This is a genomic window from Streptomyces sp. NPDC088745, from assembly GCF_044751045.1.
GTDB classification, from domain to species: Bacteria; Actinomycetota; Actinomycetes; order Streptomycetales; family Streptomycetaceae; genus Streptomyces; species Streptomyces cremeus.
In genome coordinates this window covers 210,502-235,726 of sequence record NZ_JBIVLB010000007.1, presented here as the reverse complement: position 1 = coordinate 235,726, position 25,225 = coordinate 210,502, and the positions used below count along the sequence as shown (strand labels likewise).

Genomic DNA, 25,225 nt, shown 5'->3' with positions numbered 1-25,225 from the left:
GCGGGGAGGGGCGCGGGCACCGTCGCGGTGGGTTCCACCGCGGCCGGGGCCCGCGCCCCTCGCTGCTTGCCCGGCCCTCGCCCCTGCCCGGACCGCGCCCGCGCGTCCTCCACCGCCGGACCGCCGAATGGGCCGCATCGCTCGCCCCCGGTTACGGAACATGCCCCCAGGGATGCGGGGAACCGCGCGACCAGCCACCACGCACCCGCACGGAACCCCGAGCCCCGGCACCGGACGCCGACCACCGAGCCCGCATCCCACCGGCCCCACCCGAACGCCCCACGCCCTAGTGCCCCGCCGCGGCCGCGATGTTGCGCACCATCCCCCCGAACACCACCCCGTGGAACGGCGCCACACTCCACCAGTACGCGTGCCCCAGCAGCCCGTGCGGATAGAACACCGCCCGCTGGTGGTACACCGTGCGCCCCTTCTCGTCCTGACGGACCCCCAGCTCCAGCCACGCCAGCCCCGGCACCCTCATCTCCGCCCGCAGCCGCAGCAGCGCCCCCGGCTCGATCTCCTCGACGCGCCAGAAGTCCAGCGAGTCCCCGACCCGCAGCCGCGCCTTGTCCCGGCGCCCGCGGCGCAGGCCCACCCCGCCGACCAGCCGGTCCATCCAGCCCCGTACCGCCCAGGCCAGCGGGAACGAGTACCAGCCGTTCTCACCGCCGATGCCCTCCACCACCCGCCACAGCCGTTCGGGTGACGCGTCCACCACCGCCTCCCGGACGTCCGTGTAGAGGCTGCCGCCCGCCCAGTCGGGGTCGGTGGGCAGCGGGTCGCTCGGGGCGCCCGGCACCGAGGCGGACGACCACCGGGTGGTGACGTTGGCGTCCTGGACCCGGCGCAGGGCCAGTTCCACGGCCCGCTCGAAGCCGACGGGGGCGTCCGGCGGAGTCGCGACGTACGTCTCGATGTCGTGCTCCGAGCACACCACCTCGTACCGCAAGGACTCCGAGAGCGGGCGCGCGAGAGCGGCGGGAACGGGCGTGATCAGCCCGACCCAGTGGCTGGACAGACGAGGGGTGAGGAGCGGAACGGGCAGGATCAGCCGCTTCGGGAGACCCGCCACCCGGGCGTAGCGCTGCATCATGTCGCGGTACGTGAGGATGTCGGGGCCGCCGACGTCGAAGGTGCGGCTGACGTCGGCGGGCAGCTCCGCGCAGCCGACCAGGAAGCGCAGGACGTCCCGCACGGCGATGGGCTGGATGCGGGTACGGACCCAGCTCGGCGTCACCATGAGCGGCAGCCGCTCGGTCAGGTACCGCAGCATCTCGAACGAGGCCGAGCCCGAGCCGATGATCACCGCGGCGCGCAGGACGGCCGTCGGCACGCCGGAGTCCAGCAGGATGCGGCCGACCTCGGCGCGCGAGCGCAGGTGCGGGGAGAGCTCCCGCTCCGGCACGCCGGAAGGGGTCAGCCCGCCGAGGTAGACGATCCGGCCGACCCCGGCCCGCTTCGCCTCCGCGCCGAAGACCCGGGCGGCCCGGCGGTCGGTCTCCTCGAAACGGCTGCCGGTGCTCAGGGCGTGCACGAGGTAGTACGCCACGTCCGTGCCCTCCATCGCCCGCCCCGTCGACTCGGGGTCGGTGACGTCGCCCTGGACCACCTCGACCTGGTCCGACCAGGGGAAGTCGCGCAGTTTGGCGGGGGTGCGGGCGAGGCAGCGGACACGGTGGCCGGCGGCGAGGAGCTCGGGGACGAGCCGGCCGCCGATGTAACCGCTGGCTCCGGTCACCAGACAGTGCATGCGGGCTCCTTCGGTGGGGCGATGTCTCCACTGTGCTCCACTGTGGTCGATGCGACGCGCCCCCGCCGCTCCTGGCCCCGCCGCCCGGGTGGGCGTGCGGCGTCCGGCGCACCCCGGGAAATGCCTTGCCCGGGGTGCGGACGGGGCCCGAACATGAGCCATGGAGACACCGCCCCCGCAGTTCACCGCCCCGCCCGCGACCGGCGTCCGCCTGGACTGGCACGCCGTCCCGGCCGCCGTCCGGGCCCGCGTCGAGCACGACATCCTCGGCTCGCCCGTCGTCGGGGCGCGCACCCAGGCCGGTGGTTTCTCCCCGGGCGTCGCCGCCCGCCTCACCCTCGCCGACGGCACCCGCGCCTTCGTCAAGGCGGTCAGCGCCGACGCCAACCCCCACTCCCCGGCGCTCCACCGCCGCGAGGCCCGCAACACCGCGGCCCTGCCGCCCGGCGTCCCCGCCCCGCGCCTGCTCGGTTCGTACGACGACGGCACCTGGGTCGTCCTCGTCCTGGAGGACGTCGAGGGCGTCCAGCCCCGCATCCCCTGGCGGCGCGACGAACTCGACCGCGTGCTGGCCGCCCTCGCCGGCCTGAGCGCGGCTCTCACGCCCGCCCCGTACGACGCGCCCCGTACCGAGGAGGCCGACGCCCAGACCTTCCGGGGCTGGCGGCAGCGGCTGGAGTCGGGGGAGTGGGACGGGCTCGACCCGTGGGCGGCGGCCAACCTCCCCCGGCTCGTCGAACTCTCCTCCCGGTGGGCCGAGTTCGCCCACGGCGACACCCTGTGCCACGCCGATCTGCGCGCCGACAACATCCTGCTCACCCCGGACGGCGGCGCCGTCTTCGTGGACTGGCCGCATGCGGTGCGCGCCGTGGCGTGGTTCGAGCTGCTGGTGATGCTGCCGAGCGTGGCCGCGCAGGGCGGGGGTGACCCGGAGGAGATCTTCGCCGCGCATCCGTCCGCGGCGGGTGCGGATCCGGACGGTGTCACCTGCGTGCTGGCCGCCCTCGCGGGCTACTTCGTCCACCACTCCCTGCTGCCGGCCCCACCGGGGCTGCCCACGCTTCGCCCCTTCCAGGGGGTGCAGGGAGCGGTGGCGGTGGCGTGGCTGCGGCGCAGGCTGGGGGAGTGAGCCCGTTCGGGCGGGGGTCTGCCGGGTGGGTCTCGCCGCGATCCGACCCCGCGCCGAGCAACCCCCTGGCCCAGCGGGTACCTCTCCCCCTCCCGCTTCCCTCGTCCCCTTGGGCGACGGGGCCGCCCTTCTCACTTCCCCCGCCCCCTTGGGCGACGGGACCCCCCTTCCCGCTCCCCCCGCCCCCTTGGGCGACGGGGCCGCCCCAAGGGGGCGGAACGGGCGGGCAAGGGGGCGGCCCCTTCCGCTCCCGGCCCACCCGGGTGCCGCCCCGTTGCGTGAGCGCCTGTGCCGGGCACGCTCCTCCGCCAGGGCCGTGAGCTCAGCCCCGGCACCGGACGCCTCAGCCCCGTTCTGCTCACGCAGAAGAGGCCCCGGACCCGCCCCTTTCCCTGAAGCGCTCGCCGCGCGGCCAAGGGGAACGGTTGCGTGCGGCTCCGTCGTGGCTGGTCGCGCAGTTCCCCGCGCCCCTGTGAGGGGGGCGTCAGGAGAGGCTTGGTTGGGGGAGGGGGGAGAGGGGGGTGGCCGCCGTCAGGAGGGAGTGCATCAGGCGCAGGTCCTGGCCCATCTCCGGATGCCACTGCACACCCAGCACCCACCCCGCCCCCGGAAGCTCGACCGCCTCGACCGTCCCGTCCTCGGCGTACGCCGACACCCGCAGGCCCGTGCCGAGGCGGTCCACCGCCTGGTGGTGGTAGGCGGGCACCACGTCGACGTCCGGCACCACGGAGGCGTACAGCGTTCCCGGCACCGGCTTCACCGGGTGCTCCCCGAAGACCCCCACCGTCTCGCTGTGCCCCTCCACGTGCTGCACGAGCGTCCCGCCCAGCGCCACGTTCAGCAGTTGCATGCCCCGGCAGATCCCGAGCAGCGGCGTCCCGGACTCCAACGCCGCCCGGATCAGGGCGAGTTCCCACGCGTCCCGCTCCGGTGCGGGCGGCCCGGTGCGCGGGTCGCGTTCGGCCCCGTACCGTACGGGATCCACGTCGGGCCCGCCCGCGATCACCACGGCGTCCAGCCGGGCCACCACCTCCGCCGCCTCCTCGGGATCGTCCGGCGGCAGCAGTGCCGCATGGCCGCCCGCCGCCCGCACCAGCCGTGGGTACCCCGCCGGGACCATTGCCGCGGGCAGGTTCCACACCCCCCAGGCCACGGACTGCTCCAGATACGTGCTGACGCCGACGAGGGGCTTGCGGGACACCGGTGGTTCCTCCAGAGGCGGGGGTGGGTGAGGCGGCGGGGTCACGGACGTTCGAGTTCGGCCTCGGCCGCGGCGAGTGCCGCGAATTCCTCCTCCGGCGCCGACGCCACGAGACGGTGCCGAGAGTAGAGGGCGAAGTAGCCGAGCGCGACGACATACACGACCAGGGCGATGACGGCCGCGGTGACGTCCACCAGGAACGTCGCGACCAGCGCGAACAGTGCCAGCACGAGGGCCGTGCCCGAGGTCGCGACTCCGCCGGGCGTGCGGTAGGGGCGCGGGAGTTCGGGCTCGCGGCGGCGCAGCACCACGTGCGAGAGGGCCATCAGCGCGTACGAGATGGTCGCGCCGAAGACGGCGATGTTGAGCATGCGCGCGCCGTTGCCGGTCGAGGCGGCGAGCGCGAAGCCGATCGCGCCCGGGATGAGCAGCCCCAGGTAGGGGGCCTTGCGGCGGCTGGTGAGGGAGAGGAAGCGGGGCAGGTAGCCCGCCCGGGAGAGCGCGAAGAGCTGCCGGGAGCCCGCGTAGATGAGGGAGAAGAAGGAGGCGACGAGTCCGGCGAGGCCCGCGTAGTTCACGAAGCGGCTCAGACCGGTGGCCGCCCCGTCGCCCTGGAGCGCCACCACCAGCGGATTGCCCGCGTCCTGCACCGCCGCCGCGCCGCGGGCGCCGGTCGCGGCGAAGAACGTCAGCATGGCGAGCAGGACGAGGACGCCCATCGCGATGGAGAGGGCCCTCGGCATCGAGCGCACCGGGTCCTTCGCCTCCTCGGCCGCCAGCGGCACCCCCTCCACGCCCAGGAAGAACCACATGCCGAAGGGGAAGGCGGACCAGATGCCGAGCAGTCCGAACGGCAGCCAGGAGTTCGCCCCCAGCGCGCCCTCGTCGACCGGGATGTCGTTGAGGCCGTCCGCGCTGAACTCCGTGAACGCGCCCACCGCGAAGATCAGCAGCGCGGCCACCGCGATCGCCGTGACCACCAGGCTGAAGCGCAGCGCCTCGCCGACGCCCCACAGATGGATGCCGATGAACAGGACGAAGCAGGCCAGGTATACCGGCCAGCCCGAGGTCAGGCCGAAGAGGTCGAGCGACTCCACGTAGTCGCCGATGAAGATCGAGATCGCGGCGGGCGCGAGGATGTACTCGATGAGGATCGCCGTGCCGGTGAGGAAACCGCCCCAGGTGCCCAGCGCCCGCCGGGCGAAGCCGTAACCGCCGCCCGCGGTCGGCAGGATCGCGGAGAGCTCCGCGAGGGCGAAGACCAGACAGGCGTACATCACGCCCATCAGGAGCGTGGCGATCGCGAGCCCGCCGAAGCCGCCCTTGGACAGGCCCACGTTCCAGCCGGAGAAGTCCCCGGAGACGACGTACGCGACGCCGAGTCCGGTGAGCAGCAGCCAGCCCGCGCTGCCGCGGCGCAGGGCGCGCCGTTTGAGGTAGTCGGAGTCGTGGGAGGAGGGGGGCGGGGGCGTCGTCCCGCCCGCCGGCGGCGCCCCGGGTGCCGCCGTTGCCTCGTGTGCCGTTGGTCCGTCCGTGGCCATGGGCCGCTCCCGCCGTCGCCTGGCAAAGGTGTGGTTCCACACCATTGCGGCCGCGTGGGCGGTTGGCAACCCCCCGGTGACGACCGGCGGACCGCGTCTGCGGTGGGCAAGCTCCCGCAGCGGCACGGGAGTTGCGTCCACGGCTCAGGTCAGGAAGCCGCGCAGCAGGGCCGCCGTGCCCGAGCAGTGTTCCCGCATCGCCGCGCGCGCCGCGTGCGCGTCCCCGGCCAGCACGGCGTCCACGAGGGCCGTGTGCTGGGACTGGGAGTGCTCCAGGTTCCGCACCAGCAGCGGTATGCAGTCCAGGAGTTCGTTCACCTCGGCGCGCACCGCCGCGTACTGCGCGGCCAGCCGCGGCGACCCCGACAGCTCGGCGAGGGTCAGGTGCAGCAGGGTGTCCCGCCTGCGGTACTCCGCGAGCGGGGCGTCGTGCGTGGCGGCCAGCGCGTCGCGCAGCCGGTCGGCCTCCGGCCCGTGCAGTCCGCGTGCGGCGCAGAGCCCGGCGGCCCCGACCTCCAGCACCTCCCGGAAGCGCAGCGCGTCCTCCACGTCCGACTCGCCGACCCGGCGCCGCAGTTCCGCCTCGCCCGGGGTCTCCGGGCGGCGGCGCACGAACGTGCCGCCGTAGCGGCCGCGCCTGCTCTCCACCAGGCCCTGCTCCTGGAGGACCTTGAGCACCTCGCGCAGGGTGACCCGGCTGATGCCCAGCCGGTCGGCCAACTCCCGTTCGGAAGGCAGCCGTTCACCTGCCGGCACCAGACCCAGCCGCAGCACCTGGAGTACCTGCTCCAGCGCCTCCTCGAAGCCGTTGCCCGCCCGGACGGGCCGGAGCACGGCCGTCAGCCGGTCCCGCTCCCGATCCCGCGCCCCCTCGTCCGACACGCGCCCGAACCCCCTTCCCAATCAATGGTCTTGGGTCATACCTTAGGGCTCCCGGTGGCTTCCGGCTGACCCAAGGAGGAACTTCCCGTGGCAGACCGCACACCCCCGCTCCCGCTCGACGAGCTGCGCGCCCTGGTGGCGGACGGAGAGATCGACACCGTCGTCCTGGCCTTCCCCGACATGCAGGGCCGGCTGACGGGCAAGCGGTTCGCCGCCCCCTTCTTCCTCGACGAGGTCCTGGAGAACGGCGCGGAGGGCTGCAACTACCTCCTCGCCGTCGACGTCGACCTCAACACCGTCGACGGCTACGCCATGTCCTCCTGGGAGAGCGGCTACGGCGACTTCGGGATGCGCCCCGACCTCGGCACACTGCGCCGGGTGCCCTGGAACGCCGGCACCGCCATGCTGATGGCCGACCTGACCTGGCAGGACGGCTCACCCGTCGTCGCCGCGCCCCGACAGATCCTGCGCCGGCAGATGGAACGGCTGGCCGAACTGGGCTACACCGCGCACGCGGGCACCGAACTCGAATTCATCGTCTTCAAGGACACGTACGAAGAGGGCTGGGACTCCGGCTACCGGGACCTCACGCCGGTCAATCAGTACAACGTCGACTACTCCATCCTGGGGACCGGCCGGGTCGAGCCGCTGCTGCGGCGCATCCGCAACGAGATGGCGGCGGCAGGGCTCGTCGTGGAGTCGGCCAAGGGCGAGTGCAACCCCGGGCAGCACGAGATCGCGTTCAAGTACGACGAGGTGCTGAGGACCTGCGACCAGCACGCCGTCTACAAGAACGGGGCGAAGGAGATCGCCGCGCAGGAGGGCGTCTCCCTCACCTTCATGGCGAAGTACAACGAACGGGAGGGCAACTCCTGCCACATCCACCTCTCGCTGCGGGACGCGGAGGGCCGCAGCGCGATGGCGGGGGAGGGGCCCGAGGGCATGTCGCCGCTGATGCGGCACTTCCTCGCGGGACAGTTGGCGGCGCTGCGGGACTTCTCGCTGCTGTACGCCCCCAACATCAACTCCTACAAGCGTTTCCAGCCGGGTTCCTTCGCGCCGACCGCCGTCGCCTGGGGCCTCGACAACCGGACGTGTTCGCTGCGGGTCGTCGGGCACGGGGCGTCGATGCGGTTCGAGAACCGGCTGCCGGGCGGGGACGTCAACCCGTACCTGGCGGTGGCGGGGATGATCGCGGCGGGGCTGCACGGAGTCGAGCACAAGCTGGAGCTGCCGGAGGCGTGCGGGGGGAACGCGTACACGGCCGCGTACGAGCGTGTGCCCAGCACCCTGCGGGAGGCGGCGGAGCTCTGGGAGGCCAGTCCCATCGCGCGGGAGGCATTCGGGGAGGAGGTGGTGGCGCATTACGGGAACATGGCGAGGGTGGAGGTGGGGGCGTTCGACGCGGCGGTGACGGACTGGGAACTCCGCCGCTCCTTCGAACGCATGTAATCCCCACCCTTCCTCCCCTCACCCTCTCGCCCCTTCCTCCCTTCACCCTTACCTCCTCCACCTCCGTCCCCTTGTTCCCCTTCCCCCCAGCCTCCTTGGGCTTTCGCAGTCGCCCTACCACCCCCATCCCTTGGACTTCGTCCCAAGCCCCCTTGGGCGACGGGGCCGCCCCAAGGGGGCGAGGGGGGTACCCCCTGCTCGAGCGAAGCCGAGAGCTTGGGGGAGGGCGGGCAAGGGGGCGGCCCCTCCCGCTCCCGGCCCACCCGGGTACCGCCCCCTGCCCGAGCGCCTGTGCCGGGCAAGCTCCTCCGCCGAGGCCGCGACCCCAGCCCCGGCACCGGACGCCTCAGCCCTGCCCGGCTCGGGCAGGAGAGGCCCCGGACCCGCCCCTCCACCTGAAGCGCTCGCCGCGCAGCCGTGCACGGTTCCGTGCAGGAGCGTCGTGGTTGCTCGCGCAGTTCCCCGCGCCCCTGAAAGGGGCACGGGACACGTCCCCCGTAACCCGGAAGCCAGCCCACCCGACAAGGACCCCCGTGGACATCCTCAACCCCGCCACCGGCGACCTCCTCACCACCGTCCCCGCCGCCACCCCCGCCGACGTCGACACCGCCGTCGCCCGTGCCACCCGTGCCCAGCGGGCCTGGGCCGCCGCCGCGCCCGCCACCCGCGCCCGCCACCTCCACCGCTTCGCCGCCCTCGTCGACGACCACGTCGAAGAACTCGCCCGGCTGGAGGTCGACGAAGCCGGCCACACCCTCGGCAACGCCCGCTGGGAAGCGGGCAACGTCCGCGATCTCCTCACCTACTCCGCCGGCGGCGCCGAACGCCTCAACGGCCGCCAGATCCCCGCCCCCGGCGGCCTCGACATCACGATTCACGAACCCCTCGGCGTGATCGGCGTGATCGCCCCGTGGAACTTCCCCATGCCGATCGCCGCCTGGGCCACCGCCCCCGCCCTCGCCGCCGGCAACGCGGTGATCCTCAAGCCCGCCGAGACCACCCCCCTCACCGCCCTGCGCCTCGCCGAACTCGCCCTGGAGTCCGGCCTCCCCGAGCACCTCTTCCAGGTCCTGCCCGGCGAGGGCCCGGTGGTGGGCAACGCCCTGGTCGAGCACCCCGGCGTGGCCAAGATCGTCTTCACCGGCTCCACCCGCGTCGGCAAGCAGATCATGGCCGCGTGCGCCGACCGCGTGAAGCGCGTGACCCTGGAACTCGGCGGCAAGAGCCCCAACATCGTCTTCGCCGACGCCGACCTGGCGGCCGCCGTGGCCGCCACCCCCATGTCGTTCCTCGACAACTCCGGGCAGGACTGCTGCGCCCGCACCCGCATCCTCGTCCAGCGCAGCGTCCACGACCGGTTCCTGGAGCTGCTCGCCCCGCTCGTCGAGGCGGTCGTCGTGGGGGACCCGTACGACGAGAAGACCCAGATGGGGCCGCTGATCTCGCAGGCCCAGCTCGATCGCGTACGGACGTACGTCGACGAGGACGCGCCCGGCATCCGGGGCACGGCCCCCGAAGGGCCCGGGTTCTGGTTCCCGCCCACCGTGCTCACCGGGCTGGACCCCGACCATCCCGCCGCCGTCGAGGAGATCTTCGGGCCCGTCGCCGTCGTCCTCCCCTTCGAGGACGAGGCGGACGCCGTCCGTCTCGCCAACGCCACCGAGTACGGGCTGTCCGGGTCGATCTGGACCCGCGACGTGGGGCGCGCGCTGCGCGTCTCGCAGGCCGTGCGGGCGGGCAACCTGTCCGTCAACTCCCACAGCAGCGTCCGCTACTGGACGCCCTTCGGCGGCTACCGCCAGTCGGGTCTCGGGCGCGAGCTCGGACCCGACGCCCTGACCGCGTTCACCGAGACCAAGAACGTCTTCATCAGCACGGAGGCCTGACCAGCATGAGCACCGAGCACATCGAGAGCGCCGAGAACGCCGCGAGCGCCGAGGCCGTCTGCCGGCGCCTCGTCGGCCGCACCGCCGTCATCACCGGCGCCGGCAGCGGCATCGGCCTCGCCGCCGCCCGGCGTCTCGCCTCCGAGGGGGCGAACGTCGTCTGCGGCGACATCGACGAGACCGCGGGCAAGGCCGCCGCCGAAGTCGTCGGCGGGACCTTCGTCCGCGTCGACGTCACCGACGCCGAGCAGGTCGACGCCCTGTTCAAGGCCGCGTACGACACGTACGGCAGCGTCGACATCGCCTTCAACAACGCGGGGATCAGCCCGCCCGACGACGACTCCATCCTCACCACCGGGCTGGAGGCATGGAAGCGCGTCCAGGACGTCAACCTCACCTCCGTCTACCTGTGCTGCAAGGCGGCCCTGCCGTACATGCGGCGGCAGAAGCGCGGCTCGATCATCAACACCGCGTCGTTCGTCGCCGTCATGGGGGCGGCCACCTCCCAGATCTCGTACACCGCCTCCAAGGGCGGCGTCCTCGCCATGTCGCGCGAACTGGGCGTGCAGTTCGCCCGGGAGGGCATCCGGGTCAACGCGCTGTGCCCGGGGCCCGTCAACACCCCGCTGCTCCAGGAGCTGTTCGCCTCCGACCCCGAGCGCGCCGCCCGCCGCCTGGTGCACATCCCGCTCGGCCGGTTCGCCGAGGCGAAGGAGATCGCGGCGGCCGTCGCCTTCCTCGCCAGCGACGACGCCTCCTTCGTCAACGCGACCGACTTCCTGGTCGACGGCGGGATCTCCGGCGCGTACGTCACTCCGCTCTAGGCGTCCGCTCCGGACCTGGACGCGTGCCGCACGCCGTCTAAGGTGTGCCGCATGAGCATGACGACCCCGCCCGGCTGGTACCCGGACCCCAGCGCTCCCACCCAGGAGCGCTGGTGGGACGGCACCGCCTGGAGCGCGCACACCCGGGCCCCCGGCCGGCCGCCGCAGGCCCCGCAGACTCCTCAGTACGGCTACCCGCAGCAGCCGCCGCAGGGGTACGGGTTTCCGCCCGCCCAGCCCCAGGCCGGCGCCCCGGCGCCGCCGTCGTCCCCTCCCGGCGCAGGCGGCGGGGGGCTGGGCAAGGGCGGCCTGATCGCCGTGATCACCGCCGGGGCCGTCCTGGTCGCGGCCATCGTCACCGGTGTCGTCGTCCTCGGCGGCGAGGACGACCCCGAGCCGCCCCCGGCCGCCGCCACCACGCAGCCCGTGCCCGGCGGCAGCGGCGCCCCCACCCCGCCGCCCGTCACCCCCGGCCCCTCGGCGGGCGCGGCCGTCCTCGCCGACCAGCTCAACGGCATCACGCTGCCGGTCCCCGACGGCTGGGAGATCCCCGAGTTCGGCGGCGACCGCGAGGCCGCGTCCATGCAGACCGAGGAGACGTACGACTGCCCCGCCGAGGGCGGCTACTGCCACCACGGCACGGTCAGCTCCCGCACCGCCCCGGCCGGCCAGACCACCCCCGAGGCCGTGGCCAAGGCCGACATCGCCAAGGCCGCCGAACTCGCCTACGGCAAGGACGTCCTGGACCGCCAGAAGCACGGCGGCATCACCTCCCACCAGGAGGTCAAGGCCGAGACCGTCACCGTCGCCGGCAAGCAGGGCCACCTGGTCCGCTGGAAGGTCGTCACGGGCAAGGGCCCCGGCGGGTACGTCCAGTCCCTGGCCTTCCCCAGCAACATGGGCCCCGCCTCGATCGTCCTCGTGCGGTTCGCCTTCGACGCGGGCCCCGACGGGCCGCCCCTGGACGGCATGGACAAGATCACCCAGGGCATCCGCAACGCCGGCTGACCCCTACAGGAAGGTGTGCCCCTCACCCCGGTACGTCGGCGCGGCGCCCGTCACCCGGTCGCCCTCGATGAGCTGCAACTGGGCGAACCGCTCGCACAGTTCGCCCGCCTTGGCGTGCCGGAACCACACCTTGTCGCCGATCAGCAGGTCGTCCGCCGCCGCCCCCAGCAGCGGCGTCTGCACCTCTCCCGCGCCCTCCTGCGCGTCATAGCGCAGGCCCTCCGGCAGGTAGGGCACGGGGGAGCGGTCCGGCCCGGCGACGCCCGACGCCGGGTAGCCGCCGCCGAGCACCGTCACCACGCCCACGCCCGGACGGCGGACGACCGGCATCGCGAACAGCGCCGCCGGACGCCCGTCGAAGGCCCGGTAGTGGTCGAACAGCCGCGGCACGTACAGACCCGACCCGGCCGCCACCTCCGTCACCGCGTCCTCCGCGACCGTGCTCTCCACGCTCCCGGTCCCGCCGCCGTTCACGAACTCCAGATCCGGTACGACACCGCGCACGGCCCGCACCACGGCCGCCCGCCGCACCGCCAGCTCCTTGCGCGCCGCACCCTGCATCGCCCGCACCACCCGCGAGCGCACCGGCCGCCCGGGCACCAGGTCGCCGACACCGGCCACGTGTCCCTCGTACGCCATGATCCCGACGAGCCGGAAACCCGGCCTGCGGTCGACCGAACGGGCCAGCTCGGCCAGTTGCTCCGGCTCGCGCAGCGGCGAGCGCAGGGCGCCGATCCGCAGCCGCCCGCCGAGCATCCGCAGCGAGGTGTCCATCTCCAGACAGACCCGGATCTCCTGCGTCCCGCCGTCCCGCGCCCGGTCGATGAGCTCCAACTGCGCGACGTCGTCCACCATCACGGTCACCGCGGCCGCCAGCTTCGGGTCCGAGGCCAGCTCGGCGTAGCCCGCGCGGTCCGGCGACGGATAGGCCAGCAGGACGTCCGCGAAGCCGGACCGGGCCAGCCACAGGGATTCCGCGAGCGTGTACGACATCACGCCCGCGAAGCCGTCCCGCGCCAGCACCCGCTCCAGCAGCGCCCGGCACCGCACCGACTTGCTCGCCACCCGGACGGGCTTGCCGCCGGCCCGGCGCACCAGGTCGGCCGCGTTGTCGTCGAACGCCTCCAGGTCGACCACGGCGAGGGGGCCGTCCAGATGCGCGGTCGCACGGTCGTAGCGGGCACGGTCGGCAGCCCGGGGGGCCTGGGCGTGAGCAGCACGGAGAGTCATGGGCGCAGCTTGCCAGAGAGGATTACCGACCGGTAGGGCCTGTTCGGAGGTCGGCCCCGGAAGGGCGGCACCGGCACCGGCCGGCGGATCCCGGAGGGACGTTCCGGTCAGATCCGTCCCACGCCGCGCACCGGTTCCCGCCCGGGCGCGGCCAGCCCGTAGAGTGACGGAATTCCGCTGGAGGCCCCGGGTGCCGGGAGTGCGGCGGGGTACGTGCCGGGAGCACCACAAGAGACGGACCTGGGGGCCGGATGACCACCGAACCACACCGCCCCCGCATCCCTCCCCGCCCCTCCGCCCCACCCCCCGCGGCCCCTCCCCGCCCCGCGCCCGCTCCGTCCGCCCGGCCCGCCGGTGCGCCCCCGGCCGCGCCCGTGACGCCGTCCAGCTCCTGGGCCGGGCCCGGTGCTTCCGGGAGCGGGTCCACCGGCGCGGCTCCCGCGGCGCCCCCGCACCCGGCGCCGTCCGGCCCGGGGGCCCTCGCACCCGCCGGCACGATCGCGGACCCCGCCCCCTCGGCGGACCCCCGGCGCCCCGGGGGCCGGCCGGGGCCCGCGGGCGACGCCCGGGCGACCGCGCCCGCCGTGGGCCGGGAGCCCGCACCGGCCGCGGCCGGAGAGACCGGGGGCCGTGCGCCGGCCCCGCGCGGGGCCGGGCAGGCCGATCCGACGCCTTGGACGGACGGGGCCGCGCCCCCGGTCTTCGCCCCGCCCCAGCACTGGGCGCGCGAGGACGAGGAGAGTCCCGCCGGGCGCACTGCCCGGCCGCGGCCCCCCGGCAGCCGAAGTCCCGCCCGTATCGCGGCGACCGCCGTCTGCGCGGTCCTCGGCGCCGGGCTCCTCGGCGGTGCCGCCGCCGGGAGCCTGCTCGCCGTCGACACCCCCGCGGCCGTCACCCCCGAGAGCCGCTTCCAGGACGCCCGCACCGCCTGGCACAGCACCCCCGTCGACACCCTCTTCCCCCGCACCCTCAAGGGCCGGGGCGCGGGCCCCGGCGGCGCGGACCGGGCCTGGACCCGGGTCGCCGTCGCCCCCGACGGGCCCTGCGCGGACGCCCTCGACCCGCTCCTGCTCACGGCACTGGGGCCGGTCGGCTGCGCCCGGCTGCTGCGGGCCACCTACACCGACGCCACCGCCAGCAGCGTCACCACCGTCGGCCTGGTCTTCACCCAGGGCGACCGGGCCGCGACGAACGCCCTGCGCACCCGGTTCGTCCGCGAGAAGCTGGCCGAGCGCGCCGACCTGATGCCGCGCGCCTTCCCGGTGCCGAAGACCGTCGCCGCCGGGTTCGGCGACGCGCAGCGGGCGAGCTGGACGGTCCGCGTGCTCGGGGACGCGCCCGTCGTGGTGTACGCGGTGTCCGGCTTCGCCGACGGACGCGCCGTCACCGACCCCCAGCCCGCCCCCCGCGCCACCGCCGACGGCGCGACGAGCGCCCCCGCCCAGTCCGGCCTCGGCCACGAGGCCAAGGGCATCGCCGACCGGGTCGAACGCGGCCTGCGCACGACCGTCCAGAAGCCCACGGAGACGCCAGGATGAACCGCCGCCCCGCTCTCGCGGGCGCCGCCGCCGCCCTGCTGGTCGCGCTGTCCGCCGCTCCCGCCCGCGCCGACACCGTCCGCGACAAGCAGTGGGGCCTGGCGGCCATGCACACGCAGGAGGCGTGGCGCACCACCAAGGGGGCGGGCGTGACGGTCGCCGTCCTGGACACCGGCGTCGACGACCAGCACCCCGACCTGACCGGCAACGTCCTGCCCGGCCGTGACCTGGTCGGCTTCGGCGCGAAGAGCGGCGACCGCTCCTGGGCCCGGCACGGCACCGCGATGGCGTCCATCATCGCGGGCCACGGGCACGGTCCCGCCCGGGGCGAAGGGGTGCTGGGCGTGGCCCCGGAGGCGAAGGTGCTTCCGGTACGGGTCATCCTCGAAGGCACGGACCCCTCCCGGGACAAGGCCCGCGAGTCCCGGGGCAACGCCCTCGCCGAGGGCATCCGGTGGGCCGTCGACCAGGGCGCCGACGTCATCAACCTCTCCCTGGGCGACGACAGCGAGTCCGCGCACCCCGAGGCGGAGGAGGACGCCGCCGTCCAGTACGCGCTGCGCAAGGGCGCGGTGGTCGTCGCCTCCGCGGGGAACGGCGGCGAGAAGGGCGACCACATCTCCTACCCGGCGGCCTACCCGGGCGTCATCGCGGTGACGGCCGTGAACGCGGCGGGCACGCACGCCTCCTTCTCCACCCGCCGGTGGTACGCGACGGTGGCCGCGCCCGGCGTCGACGTCGTGATCGCGGACCCCGACCGCAGCTACTACGAGGGCTGGGGGACCAGCGCCGCGTCCGCCTTCGTGTCGGGGGCGGTGGCACTGGTCCGCGCCGCCCACCCGGACCTCCCCCCGGCCGAGATCAAGCGCCTCCTGGCCCGCACGGCCCGCGACGCCCCCTCCGGCGGCCGGGACGACTCCCGGGGACACGGCATGGTGGACCCGGCGGCGGCGATCGCGGCGGCGACCCGTGGCCGCACCCCCGTCCACTCCACGGCGGCGGGCCACTCGGCCCCCTACTTCGGTCCCGGCCCGACGGCCCCCGCCCCGGCCCCGACGGGCCCGGAGACCTGGTCCCTGGCCGCGGGCGGCGCCGGCCTGCTGCTCCTCGCCACGGCCGCCACCCTCTGGCACACCTCCCGCCGCCGCTGACCCGGCGGGCATCCCGGCCGACGTACCGCCCGCAGACAGGCATTCCGACGGGCCGCGCCCCTGGCCGTCACGCCGCCCGAAGGGCAGGCATTCCGACGGGCCGCGCCCCCGGCCGTCACGCCGCCCGAAGGGCAGGCATTCCGACGGGCCGCGTCCCCGGCCGCCACACCGCCCGAAGGGCAGGCATGCAGGGGCGCGGGGAACTGCGCGACCAGCCACGACGCACCCGCACGGAAAAGCCCCCCGGCGCCGCCCCCCGACAATCCACCCCGCACCGCGCCCGAGCGGCCCGCGCCCGAGCGGCCCGCGCCCGAGCGCCCCGCGCCCACCGACTACCCTCGACCCCGTGCAGCTCAAGAACATCCCGGACCCCGGCTTCTCCGACGACGACGGCACCGCCCACCCCGCCCTCGCCTCCGCCCTCGCCGCCTGGGCGGCGGGCCCGCAGGACGCGCGGGCCCATCAGCGCGTCATCGAGGCCCTCCCCGGCGCCCGGCTCCTGGTCCCCGTCGTCGCCGTCCTCGGCGAGGTCGAGACCGACCCCGAGACCGGGCTCAAGCGCGAGAAGACCAGCGACATGGCCGTGCCCACCCTCCGCGCGGGCGAGCGCAAGGCCCTCCCGGCGTTCACCTCCACCGAGGCCCTCGCCCTGTGGGACCCCGCCGCCCGCCCCGTCGCCGTCCCGCTGCACCAGGCCCTCCAGGCCGCCGCCCACGAACAGGCCGACACCGTCGTCCTCGACCTCGCGGGCCCCGTCCCCTTCCAGCTCACCGGGCCCGCGCTGCGCGCCCTCGCCGAGGGGCGCACCAGTACCCGCCCCCTGGACGACCCGGCCGTGGTCGAAGCGGTCCGCGCCCTGGTCGCCGCCGAGCCCGCCGTGCTCCGCGCCCACCTCGGCCCCGGTGAGGCCGACGGCACCCTCGCGCTGGCACTGGCTCCCGACGCCGCCCCCGCCGAGGTCGCGCGCCGCATCGCGAACGCCCTCGCGCAGGACGACGTCCTGCGCGCCCGTCTCGTACGAGGACTGGACCTGGCCCTGCTGCCCCCCGGCAGCACGCCGCCCGGGGAGCCGCTCCTCGCACGCTGAACGACTCCCCGGGCGGTCACCGGTCCCGCGACCGGCCCGGCTCAGCCGTAGACCGGTCCGGTGTACTTCTCGCCCGGGCCCTGACCCGGCTCGTCCGGTACGACCGAGGCCTCGCGGAAGGCGAGCTGCAGGGACTTCAGGCCGTCCCGCAGCGGGGCCGCGTGGAACGAGCTGATCTCCGTGGCGCTGGCCGTGATCAGGCCGGCCAGCGCCTGGATCAGCTTGCGGGCTTCGTCCAGGTCCTTCTGGTCCTCGCCGCCCTCGGCGAGTCCGAGGTTCACGGCGGCGGCGCTCATCAGGTGCACGGCCACCGTGGTGATCACCTCGACGGCGGGCACGTCCGCGATGTCGCGGGTGAGGTCGTCGAAGCCGGGGTTCTGGCCTTCGGTGGTGGTGCCGGTGCTGCTGGTCGCGTCGCTCATGCCGTCAACGATAGGTCCCGGCCGGCCCGGCTTCGCACACCGGACCGGTTCGCCCGTTCCGCCTCCCCCTGGTAGGCTGGTCGAGCGACCGGCCGGACACATCTGTGCCCGGCCCACAAGTGGAGGCTCCGTTTCTCCCACCTGACCGTCCCCCGGGACGGTGGGTCACCGGTCAGAAGACGGTCACCATCGTTCCGTACGGACGATGGAACTGTCCGATGTGCGCGCCCCGCGGTTTCAGACGCGGCGGTGCTCCGGTACATCCAGGAGCCCTGCCTGTGTCCCGTCCGGGGCATTTTTTGCGTTCCCGCGCGGTTGGTCCGAAGACATAAGACGTCTCGCGGCTGTCTGCCAGACAGTCGTGTGGTGCTACTGAGGAGGATCCATCAGCGCCGAGCCCCGCATCAACGACCGGATTCGCGTTCCCGAGGTGCGACTTGTCGGACCCAGCGGCGAGCAGGTGGGCATCGTCCCGCTCGCGAAGGCCCTGGAACTGGCGCAGGAGTACGACCTCGACCTGGTCGAGGTCGCGGCGAACGCCCGTCCGCCCGTGTGCAAGCTCATGGACTACGGGAAGTTCAAGTACGAGTCGGCCATGAAGGCCCGTGAGGCGCGCAAGAACCAGGCGCACACGGTCATCAAGGAAATGAAGCTCCGCCCGAAGATCGACCCGCACGACTACGACACCAAGAAGGGTCACGTCGTCCGGTTCCTCAAGCAGGGTGACAAGGTCAAGATCACGATCATGTTCCGTGGTCGTGAGCAGTCCCGTCCCGAGCTTGGCTTCCGGCTGCTTCAGCGACTCGCCTCCGACGTGGAGGACCTGGGCTTCATCGAGTCCAATCCGAAGCAGGACGGCCGGAACATGATCATGGTTCTTGGCCCGCACAAGAAGAAGACCGAGGCGATGGCCGAGGCCCGCGAGGCCCAGGCCGCCCGCAAGGCGGAGCGTCAGGGCGTTGCCCAGGACGACGAGCCGGCGGCAGCCGAGGTCGTCGCCGAGGCTCCGGCCGAGGCACCTTCCGAGGCGTGATCCTCGGGGCCGCCACCCAGGCGGCCCCCGGGTCCCGGACCGGAAACCCCCAACCAAAGATCTGACGCTTCCGTTGAGTACCGGTGCCCGCACCGGGGGCCGGGGGGAGCGGCACTGACGAGGAGATACGGCGCTATGCCGAAGAACAAGACGCACAGCGGTTCCAAGAAGCGCTTCAAGATCACCGGCTCCGGCAAGGTGCTCCGCGAGCGCGCCGGCAAGCGCCACCTGCTTGAGCACAAGTCGTCCCGCGTGACGCGCCGCCTCACCGGCACCGCCGAGATGGCCCCGGGCGACGCCGCGAAGATCAAGAAGCTTCTCGGCAAGTAATTCCACTGCTCCCGGCCCACCCGCCGGAGCACTGGAACGAGACCGGGACCAATTCGTTTTCGGGTCGTGTGAACTCCCCCACGGCCCCGCTACAAGGAGTCAAAAGTGGCACGCGTCAAGCGCGCAGTAAACGCCCACAAGAAGCGCCGGGCAATCCTCGAAGCCGCCAAGGGTTACCGCGGCCAGCGTTCGCGCCTGTACCGCAAGGCCAAGGAGCAGGTCACCCACTCCCTGGTCTACAACTACAACGACCGCAAGAAGCGCAAGGGCGACTTCCGTCAGCTGTGGATCCAGCGCATCAACGCCGCTGCCCGCGAGAACGGCATGACGTACAACCGCCTCATCCAGGGTCTGAAGGCCGCCAACATCGAGGTGGACCGCAAGATCCTCGCCGAGCTGGCCGTCAACGACAGCAACGCGTTCGCCGCGCTCGTCGAGGTCGCCCAGAAGGCGCTTCCGAGCGACGTCAACGCCCCGAAGGCCGCCGCCTAGTCCTCCCCGGACAGGCAGAAGCCCTTCTTGGCTCGAAGCCGGACCCGCAGGCGCACCAAGCGCCTGCGGGTCCGGTTGTTTCCCGGCTCGTCTCCCGGCCGGGGGCCCGGGGGCCGTCCCCGGGAAGACGCAGTCGCCCCCCTCGTACGCACGTCATGGAAGTGAGCCGCACACCCATGGGCACCCCCGAGCTGATCTCCCCGCGTTCCCCCCGTGTCGCCGCCGCCAAGCGGCTGGCCAAGCGCAGCTTCCGGGGCAAGGAGCGCCGGTTCATCGCCGAGGGGCCGCAGGCCGTGCGCGAGGCCGTCGGACACCGGGGTCCGGACGGGACGCCGACGCTGATCGAGCTGTTCGCGACCGTGGAGACCGCGGAGCGGTACGCCGACATCGTGGACGCCGCGCACGCCGCCGGGGCCCGGGTGCACCTGGCCGGGGACGAGGTCCTCGCCGAGATCTCGCAGACCATCACCCCGCAGGGCATCGTCGGCGTCTGCCACTTCCTGGACTCGCCGTTCGAGGACATCCTCGCCGCACGGCCCAAGCTGGTGGCCGTCCTCGCGCACGTCCGCGACCCCGGGAACGCCGGCACGGTGCTGCGCTGCGCGGACGCGGCGGGCGCGGACGCGGTGGTCCTCACCGACGCCTCCGTGGACCTCTACAACCCCAAGTCCGTGCGCGCCTCGGTCGGCTCCCACTTCCACCTGCCGGTGGCCGTCGGGGTCCCCGTCGAGCAGGCCGTCGCCGAGCTCCAGGCGGCGGGCGTACGCATCCTGGCCGCCGACGGCGCGGGCGACAACGACCTCGACGACGAGCTGGACGCCGGCACCATGGGCGTCCCCACCGCCTGGGTCTTCGGCAACGAGGCCTGGGGCCTGCCCGAGGAGACCCGGGCGCTCGCCGACGCCGTCGTCCGCGTCCCGATCCACGGCAGGGCCGAGAGCCTGAACCTCGCCACGGCCGCCGCCGTGTGCCTGTACGCATCCGCGCGGGCACAGCGGGTACGCACCACTGCCTGAGGAGCTTTCGGCCGGAGTAGGGTGACGGGCTCGGGGGCCCTGCTGCGCCACTCGGGAAGTGGGGGTACGGGAATGGTCGCGGAGATCACGGAACAGACCGCCGCGGTAAGGGAGTTGGGCGCGTCCGGGATCGGCGCGGACGACCTCCCCGACGGTCTCGTCGTCGCCGACGAGACCGGCCGGGTCGTCTGCTTCAACGCGGCCGCCGCCCGGATCACCGCCGTCCCGGCCCGCCGCGCGCTCGGGCGCCCGCTCGTCGACGTGCTCCCGCTCGAAGACCTCAAGGGGCGTCGCTGGTGGACGCTCACCGATCCGTACGACGGGCTCGCCATCCGCGTCGGACAGCCCGAGCGGAACCTGCTGCTGCCGGACGGGCGCGAAGTGCTGGTGTCGGCGCGGTACGTACGGGAGCATCCGCGAGGGCCGGTGCGGCGGGTCGTGGTGTCGCTGCGCGGGACCGAGGCGCGGCGGCGCACCGAGCGCAGCCACGCCGAGCTGATCGCGACCGTCGCCCACGAACTGCGTTCGCCGCTGACCTCGGTGAAGGGCTTCACCAGGACCCTGCTGAAGAAGTGGGAGCGCTTCACCGACGACCAGAAGCTGATGATGCTGGAGACCGTCGACAACGACGCCGACCGCATCGCCCGCCTGATCGCCGAGCTGCTCGACATCGCCCGGATCGACACCGGACGGCTGGAGCTGCGCAGGCAGCCCGTCGACGTCGCCGCCGCCGTCGCCCGGCATGTCCACTCCCTTGTCTCCGCAGGTCAGAGTGCCGACCGCTTTCTCGTACGGATCGCCCACCCGCTGCCCGACCTGTGGGCCGACCCCGACAAGATCGACCAGGTGCTCGGCAACCTGCTGGAAAACGCGGTGCGCCACGGCGACGGAATGGTCACCATTGAGGTGGCGCCCGCCACCGCCAAGGACGACGAGAAGGGAACGGCCGTGACCGTCAGCGACGAGGGACCGGGAATTCCCGAGGAGTCGCTGAGCCGCGTCTTCACCCGCTTCTGGCGGGGCAGCAAGCGCGGCGGCACCGGCCTGGGCCTCTACATCGTCAAGGGCATCGTCTCGGCGCACGGCGGCACGATCACGGTCGGCCGCGGGCCCGGCGGCGGCGCCGAGTTCCGATTTGTCCTGCCCGTCGGGGCTCCGGCCCACCTGGCCTGAGCGCCCCACGGGCTTCTTCGCGTCCCACGGCCCTTTAGACTCGACTTTTGGCACCTTTGCGTCCTCACACGTGTCGAGCGGGGCCGCCCACCAGCCATCGGAAGTACGGGAAGAGATGTCCGCACCCAATAAGTCGTACGACCCTGTCGAGGTCGAGGCGCTGAAACCCGAAGAGATCGAGCGCATGCGCGACGAGGCGCTCGCCGCCTTCGAGGCCGCCGCCGACCTCGACGCGCTGACGCACGCCAAGACCGCGCACACCGGGCCCACCTCGCCGCTGTCGCTGGCCAACCGCGAGATCGGCGCGCTCCCGCCCCAGGCCAAGGCCGAGGCGGGCAAGCGCGTCGGCATGGCGCGCGGCGCGGTGAACAAGGCCCTGGCCGCCCGCCTCGCGGTCCTGGAGGCTGAGCGCGACGAGCGCGTGCTGGTCGAGGAGGCGGTGGACGTCACGCTGCCCCACGACCGCACCCCGGCCGGCGCCCGGCACCCGCTGACCACCTTCATGGAGCGCGTCGCCGACGTCTTCGTGGCGATGGGCTACGAGGTCGCCGAGGGCCCCGAGGTCGAGGCCGAGTGGTTCAACTTCGACGCCCTGAACTTCGTGCCGGACCACCCGGCGCGGCAGATGCAGGACACCTTCTTCGTGCAGGGCGAGGACGGCGCGAAGAACGACGAGTCCGGTGTCGTGCTGCGCACCCACACCTCCCCGGTGCAGGCCCGCGCGCTCCTGGAGCGCCGCGAGCCGCCGGTGTACGTGGTGTGCCCCGGTCGCGTCTACCGCACCGACGAGCTCGACGCCACGCACACCCCGGTCTTCCACCAGATCGAGCTGCTGGCCGTCGACGAGGGCCTGACGATGGCGGACCTCAAGGGCACCCTGGACCACATGGTCCAGGCGCTCTTCGGCGAGGGCATGAAGACCCGGCTGCGCCCCAACTACTTCCCCTTCACCGAGCCGTCCGCCGAGATGGACATGGTCTGCTACGTCTGCCGCGGCGAGTCCGTCGGCAACCCGGACCGGCCCTGCCGCACCTGCGGCAGCGAGGGCTGGATCGAGCTGGGCGGCTGCGGCATGGTCAACCCGAAGGTCCTGGTGGCCTGCGGCGTCGACCCGGAGAAGTACAGCGGGTTCGCCTTCGGCTTCGGCATCGAGCGGATGCTGATGTTCCGGCACAACGTGGAAGACATGCGAGACATGGTCGAGGGTGACGTGCGTTTCACTCGGCCCTTCGGGATGGAGATCTGATGCGGGTCCCGCTTTCCTGGCTGCGGGAGTACGTCGACCTCCCCGCCACCGAGACCGGCCGTGACGTGCAGGCCAAGCTGGTGTCCGCAGGACTTGAGGTCGAGACGGTCGAGCAGACCGGCGGCGGCATCAAGGGCCCGCTGGTCGTCGGCCAGGTCCTGACCGTCGAGGAGCTGGAGGGCTTCAAGAAGCCGATCCGCTTCTGCACGGTGGACGTCGGCTCCGCCAACGGCACCGGCGAGCCGCAGGAGATCGTCTGCGGCGCACGCAACTTCGCCGTCGGCGACAAGGTCGTCGTGGTCCTCCCGGGCGCCGTGCTGCCCGGCGACTTCGCGATCGCCGCGCGCAAGACGTACGGCAAGACCTCGCACGGCATGATCTGCTCCGGCGACGAGCTGGGCATGGGCGACGACGGCAGCGGCGGCATCATCGTGCTGCCGCCGGAGTACGAGCCGGGCACCGACGCCATCGAGCTGCTGGAGCTCGTGGACGAGGTGCTCGACATCGCGGTCACCCCCGACCGGGGCTACGCCCTGTCGATGCGCGGCATCGCCCGCGAGACCGCCACCGCGTACGGGCTGCCGCTGCGCGACCCGGCGCTGCTCGACGTCCCCGCGCCGAACTCGTACGGCTACCCGGTGAAGATCAGCGACCCGCAGGGCTGCGACCGCTTCACCGCGCGCACCGTCACCGGGCTCGACCCGGAGGCCCGCTCGCCGATCTGGCTGCAGCGCCGCCTCCAGAAGGCGGGCATGCGCCCGCTCTCGCTCGCCGTGGACATCGCCAACTACGTGATGCTGGAGCTGGGCCAGCCCCTGCACACGTACGACCGCTCCCGCATCCAGGGCGCCATCGGCGTCCGCCGCGCCGAGCAGGGCGAGAAGTTCACGACGCTCGACGGGACCCAGCGCGTCCTGGACGCCGAGGACCTCGTCATCACCGACGACCGCGGGCCGATCGGCCTGGCCGGCGTCATGGGCGGGGCCAACACCGAGGTCGCCGACGTCGAGATCGACGCCGAGACCGGTGAGGCCAGGGGGACGACCGAGATCGTCGTCGAGGCGGCGCACTTCGACGCGCTGACCATCGCGCGTGCCTCGCGCCGCCACAAGCTGACCTCCGAGGCCTCCAAGCGCTACGAGCGCGGGGTGGACCCGGAGGCCGGACCGGCCGCCGCCCAGCGCTGCGTCGACCTGCTCGTGCTGCTCGCGGGCGGCACCGCCGAGGCCGGGGTCACCGAGGTCATCGCGCCCTCCGCGCCCCGCTCCATCGCCATGCGAGCGGACCACCCGGACCGGGTCGCGGGCGTGGCCTACGGCCGCGAGACCGTCGTGCGCCGCCTCCAGGAGGTCGGCTGCGACGTCTACGGCACCGACGAACTCGTCGTGACCGTGCCGTCCTGGCGGCCCGACCTGGCCTTCCCCAACGACCTGGCCGAAGAGGTCATCCGTCTGGAGGGCTACGAGAACCTGCCCTCCACGCTGCCGACCCCGCCGTCCGGCCGCGGCCTCACCGAGCGCCAGCGCCTGCACCGCCGCGTCGGCCGCGCGCTCGCGGGCGCCGGTTACGTCGAGGCGCTGAGCTACCCCTTCGTCGGGGACGCCGTCTTCGACCAGCTCCAACTGGCCGCCGACGACGCGCGCCGCACCACCGTCACGCTGGTCAACCCGCTCGCCGACACGGAGCCCGCGCTCCGTACGACGCTGCTGCCGGGCCTGCTCGGCGCGCTGCGCCGCAACGACGGACGCGGGTCGCACGATCTGGCGCTCTTCGAGACCGGGCTGGTCTTCCGGCCCACCGGCGAGGAGACGAAGGCCGTCCGGCCGCCCGTCGACCGCCGTCCCACCGACGAGGAGATCGCGCAGCTCAACGCCTCGCTGCCCGCCCAGCCCCGGCACGCCGCCGTCGTCCTCGCGGGCGCCCGCGAGCAGGCCGGCTGGTGGGGCAGGGGCCGCCCGGCGACCTGGGCCGACGCGGTCGAGGCCGGCCGTGTGCTGGCCCGCGAGGCCGGCGCCGACCTGGTCGTCGCCGCCGCGGCGAACGCCCCCTGGCACCCGGGCCGCTGCGCCGCGCTGTCGGTCGTCGTCGACGGCGAGGAGCAGGTCATCGGGTACGCGGGTGAGCTGCACCCGCGTGTCATCAAGGCGATGAACCTGCCCGAGCGCACCTGCGCGATGGAGCTGGACCTGGACGTGCTGGAGAAGGCGGGACAGGGCGTGCTGGTCGCGCCCCGGATCTCCACCTTCCCGGTCGCCACCCAGGACGTCGCCCTGGTCGTCGACGCCGCCGTGCCGAACGTCGAGGTCGAGCGGTGGCTGCGCGAGGGCGCGGGTGAACTCCTCGAGGACATCCGCCTGTTCGACGTCTACACCGGCGAGCAGCTCGGCGAGGGAAGCAAGTCCCTGGCGTACGCGCTGCGCTTCCGGGCCGCCGATCGCACGCTGACCGTCGAGGAGGCCTCGGCCGCCCGTGACGCGGCGGTGGCGCTCGCGGCCGAGCACACGGGAGCCGTGCTGCGCGGGGCGTAACACCCTGACGGGGAAACCCCGTCGAAGGGGTTGTCGAGGGGCACATCCGGAACACGGGTGTGCCCCTCACCCATGGGGTGAGCTCTGCGGGCGATGTGCGCACAGCGGCACGAACGGCGGACGCGGTCGTTCCGGCCTCGTGACGCCGCCGCCCGCCCCGCCGCGGAGGTGCAGGTCGGCCGGGCGGGGCGGGCGGGGGTGGGGAACGGGCCGCCGCACTGATGGAGGGGGGGAGCCGACGGCCCGGCCGCCTCTTGCGAGGCAGTTCAGTCAACCGAGTTCACGGGGTGGGGCGGGAGTGGGTGA

21 protein-coding genes are annotated in these 25,225 nt (G+C 73.8%); 15 read left to right on the top strand and 6 right to left on the bottom strand.

Annotated features, from left to right (window positions below; genetic code table 11):
* Positions 1–286: 286 nt before the first annotated feature.
* Positions 287–1,750, bottom strand: coding sequence for an SDR family oxidoreductase (locus ACIP93_RS20620; RefSeq protein ID WP_401760827.1), 1,464 nt, complete (start codon positions 1,748–1,750; stop codon positions 287–289).
* 160 nt (positions 1,751–1,910) lie between these two features.
* Between ACIP93_RS20620 and ACIP93_RS20615 the strand changes: the two genes are divergently transcribed.
* Positions 1,911–2,879 (top strand): phosphotransferase, encoded by a 969-nt coding sequence (locus ACIP93_RS20615; RefSeq protein WP_401760825.1) that lies wholly within the window; start codon positions 1,911–1,913, stop codon positions 2,877–2,879.
* Positions 2,880–3,363: 484 nt separating this feature from the next.
* On the opposite strand, the gene ACIP93_RS20610 is transcribed toward ACIP93_RS20615, so the two are convergent.
* From ACIP93_RS20610 to ACIP93_RS20600, 3 genes are all read right to left on the bottom strand, one after another.
* Entirely contained in the window at positions 3,364–4,080 is a 717-nt protein-coding gene (locus ACIP93_RS20610; RefSeq protein WP_345224722.1) for a gamma-glutamyl-gamma-aminobutyrate hydrolase family protein, read from the bottom strand.
* 41 nt (positions 4,081–4,121) lie between these two features.
* The gene (gene eat, locus ACIP93_RS20605) at positions 4,122–5,621 is read right to left on the bottom strand and encodes an ethanolamine permease (RefSeq protein ID WP_401760823.1); all 1,500 of its coding nucleotides are present in this window, start codon (positions 5,619–5,621) and stop codon (positions 4,122–4,124) included.
* Positions 5,622–5,765: 144 nt separating this feature from the next.
* Entirely contained in the window at positions 5,766–6,503 is a 738-nt protein-coding gene (locus ACIP93_RS20600) for an FCD domain-containing protein (protein ID WP_345224726.1), read from the bottom strand.
* Positions 6,504–6,590: 87 nt separating this feature from the next.
* On the opposite strand from ACIP93_RS20600, the gene ACIP93_RS20595 reads away from it, so the two are divergent.
* The 4 genes from ACIP93_RS20595 (at position 6,591) to ACIP93_RS20580 (ending at position 11,673) form a co-directional block, all read left to right on the top strand.
* A complete protein-coding gene (locus ACIP93_RS20595; RefSeq protein ID WP_345224729.1) occupies positions 6,591–7,955 on the top strand; it encodes a glutamine synthetase family protein in 1,365 nt (454 codons plus the stop codon).
* A 533-nt stretch (positions 7,956–8,488) separates the two neighbouring features.
* On the top strand, positions 8,489–9,841 hold the full coding sequence (locus ACIP93_RS20590; RefSeq protein WP_401760821.1) for an aldehyde dehydrogenase family protein: 1,353 nt from the start codon (positions 8,489–8,491) through the stop codon (positions 9,839–9,841).
* A 5-nt stretch (positions 9,842–9,846) separates the two neighbouring features.
* Positions 9,847–10,665 carry a 3-oxoacyl-ACP reductase gene (locus ACIP93_RS20585; protein WP_401760819.1) on the top strand — a complete coding sequence of 273 codons (819 nt, stop codon included), beginning with the start codon at positions 9,847–9,849 and terminating at the stop codon, positions 10,663–10,665.
* A 51-nt stretch (positions 10,666–10,716) separates the two neighbouring features.
* Positions 10,717–11,673: a DUF2510 domain-containing protein gene (locus ACIP93_RS20580; protein ID WP_401760818.1), complete on the top strand. Its 957-nt coding sequence runs from the start codon at positions 10,717–10,719 to the stop codon at positions 11,671–11,673.
* A 3-nt stretch (positions 11,674–11,676) separates the two neighbouring features.
* Here ACIP93_RS20580 and ACIP93_RS20575 read toward each other — a convergent pair whose 3' ends face one another.
* Positions 11,677–12,903 carry an amino acid deaminase/aldolase gene (locus ACIP93_RS20575; protein WP_401760816.1) on the bottom strand — a complete coding sequence of 409 codons (1,227 nt, stop codon included), beginning with the start codon at positions 12,901–12,903 and terminating at the stop codon, positions 11,677–11,679.
* 584 nt (positions 12,904–13,487) lie between these two features.
* On the opposite strand from ACIP93_RS20575, the gene ACIP93_RS20570 reads away from it, so the two are divergent.
* From ACIP93_RS20570 to ACIP93_RS20560, 3 genes are all read left to right on the top strand, one after another.
* Positions 13,488–14,441 carry a hypothetical protein gene (locus ACIP93_RS20570; RefSeq protein WP_401760814.1) on the top strand — a complete coding sequence of 318 codons (954 nt, stop codon included), beginning with the start codon at positions 13,488–13,490 and terminating at the stop codon, positions 14,439–14,441.
* Positions 14,438–15,592: a type VII secretion-associated serine protease mycosin gene (gene mycP, locus ACIP93_RS20565; RefSeq protein WP_401760812.1), complete on the top strand. Its 1,155-nt coding sequence runs from the start codon at positions 14,438–14,440 to the stop codon at positions 15,590–15,592. Before ACIP93_RS20570 ends, mycP begins: the two co-directional genes overlap by 4 nt.
* 346 nt (positions 15,593–15,938) lie before the next feature.
* Positions 15,939–16,679: an SseB family protein gene (locus ACIP93_RS20560; RefSeq protein WP_401760810.1), complete on the top strand. Its 741-nt coding sequence runs from the start codon at positions 15,939–15,941 to the stop codon at positions 16,677–16,679.
* Positions 16,680–16,720: 41 nt separating this feature from the next.
* Here ACIP93_RS20560 and ACIP93_RS20555 read toward each other — a convergent pair whose 3' ends face one another.
* A complete protein-coding gene (locus ACIP93_RS20555) occupies positions 16,721–17,101 on the bottom strand; it encodes a DUF1844 domain-containing protein (protein WP_401760809.1) in 381 nt (126 codons plus the stop codon).
* 385 nt (positions 17,102–17,486) lie between these two features.
* Between ACIP93_RS20555 and infC the strand changes: the two genes are divergently transcribed.
* The 7 genes from infC to pheT all read left to right on the top strand — a co-directional run bounded on the left by infC (position 17,487) and on the right by pheT (position 24,919).
* Positions 17,487–18,134: a translation initiation factor IF-3 gene (infC, locus tag ACIP93_RS20550; protein ID WP_345226640.1), complete on the top strand. Its 648-nt coding sequence runs from the start codon at positions 17,487–17,489 to the stop codon at positions 18,132–18,134.
* Positions 18,135–18,269: 135 nt separating this feature from the next.
* On the top strand, positions 18,270–18,464 hold the full coding sequence (gene rpmI, locus ACIP93_RS20545) for a 50S ribosomal protein L35 (RefSeq protein WP_030387121.1): 195 nt from the start codon (positions 18,270–18,272) through the stop codon (positions 18,462–18,464).
* A gap of 105 nt (positions 18,465–18,569) precedes the next feature.
* Positions 18,570–18,956 carry a 50S ribosomal protein L20 gene (rplT, locus tag ACIP93_RS20540; RefSeq protein WP_189827453.1) on the top strand — a complete coding sequence of 129 codons (387 nt, stop codon included), beginning with the start codon at positions 18,570–18,572 and terminating at the stop codon, positions 18,954–18,956.
* A gap of 176 nt (positions 18,957–19,132) precedes the next feature.
* Complete coding sequence (locus ACIP93_RS20535) at positions 19,133–19,972, top strand: TrmH family RNA methyltransferase (RefSeq protein WP_401761021.1); 840 nt, start codon at positions 19,133–19,135, stop codon at positions 19,970–19,972.
* Positions 19,973–20,044: 72 nt separating this feature from the next.
* Positions 20,045–21,145 (top strand): ATP-binding protein, encoded by a 1,101-nt coding sequence (locus tag ACIP93_RS20530; RefSeq protein WP_401760807.1) that lies wholly within the window; start codon positions 20,045–20,047, stop codon positions 21,143–21,145.
* A 115-nt stretch (positions 21,146–21,260) separates the two neighbouring features.
* Positions 21,261–22,391, top strand: a complete 1,131-nt coding sequence (gene pheS / locus ACIP93_RS20525; protein ID WP_401760806.1) for a phenylalanine--tRNA ligase subunit alpha — start codon at positions 21,261–21,263, stop codon at positions 22,389–22,391.
* Complete coding sequence (pheT, locus tag ACIP93_RS20520) at positions 22,391–24,919, top strand: phenylalanine--tRNA ligase subunit beta (RefSeq protein ID WP_401760804.1); 2,529 nt, start codon at positions 22,391–22,393, stop codon at positions 24,917–24,919. The genes pheS and pheT overlap by 1 nt, the downstream gene beginning before the upstream one ends.
* The last annotated feature ends 306 nt before the right edge of the window (positions 24,920–25,225 follow it).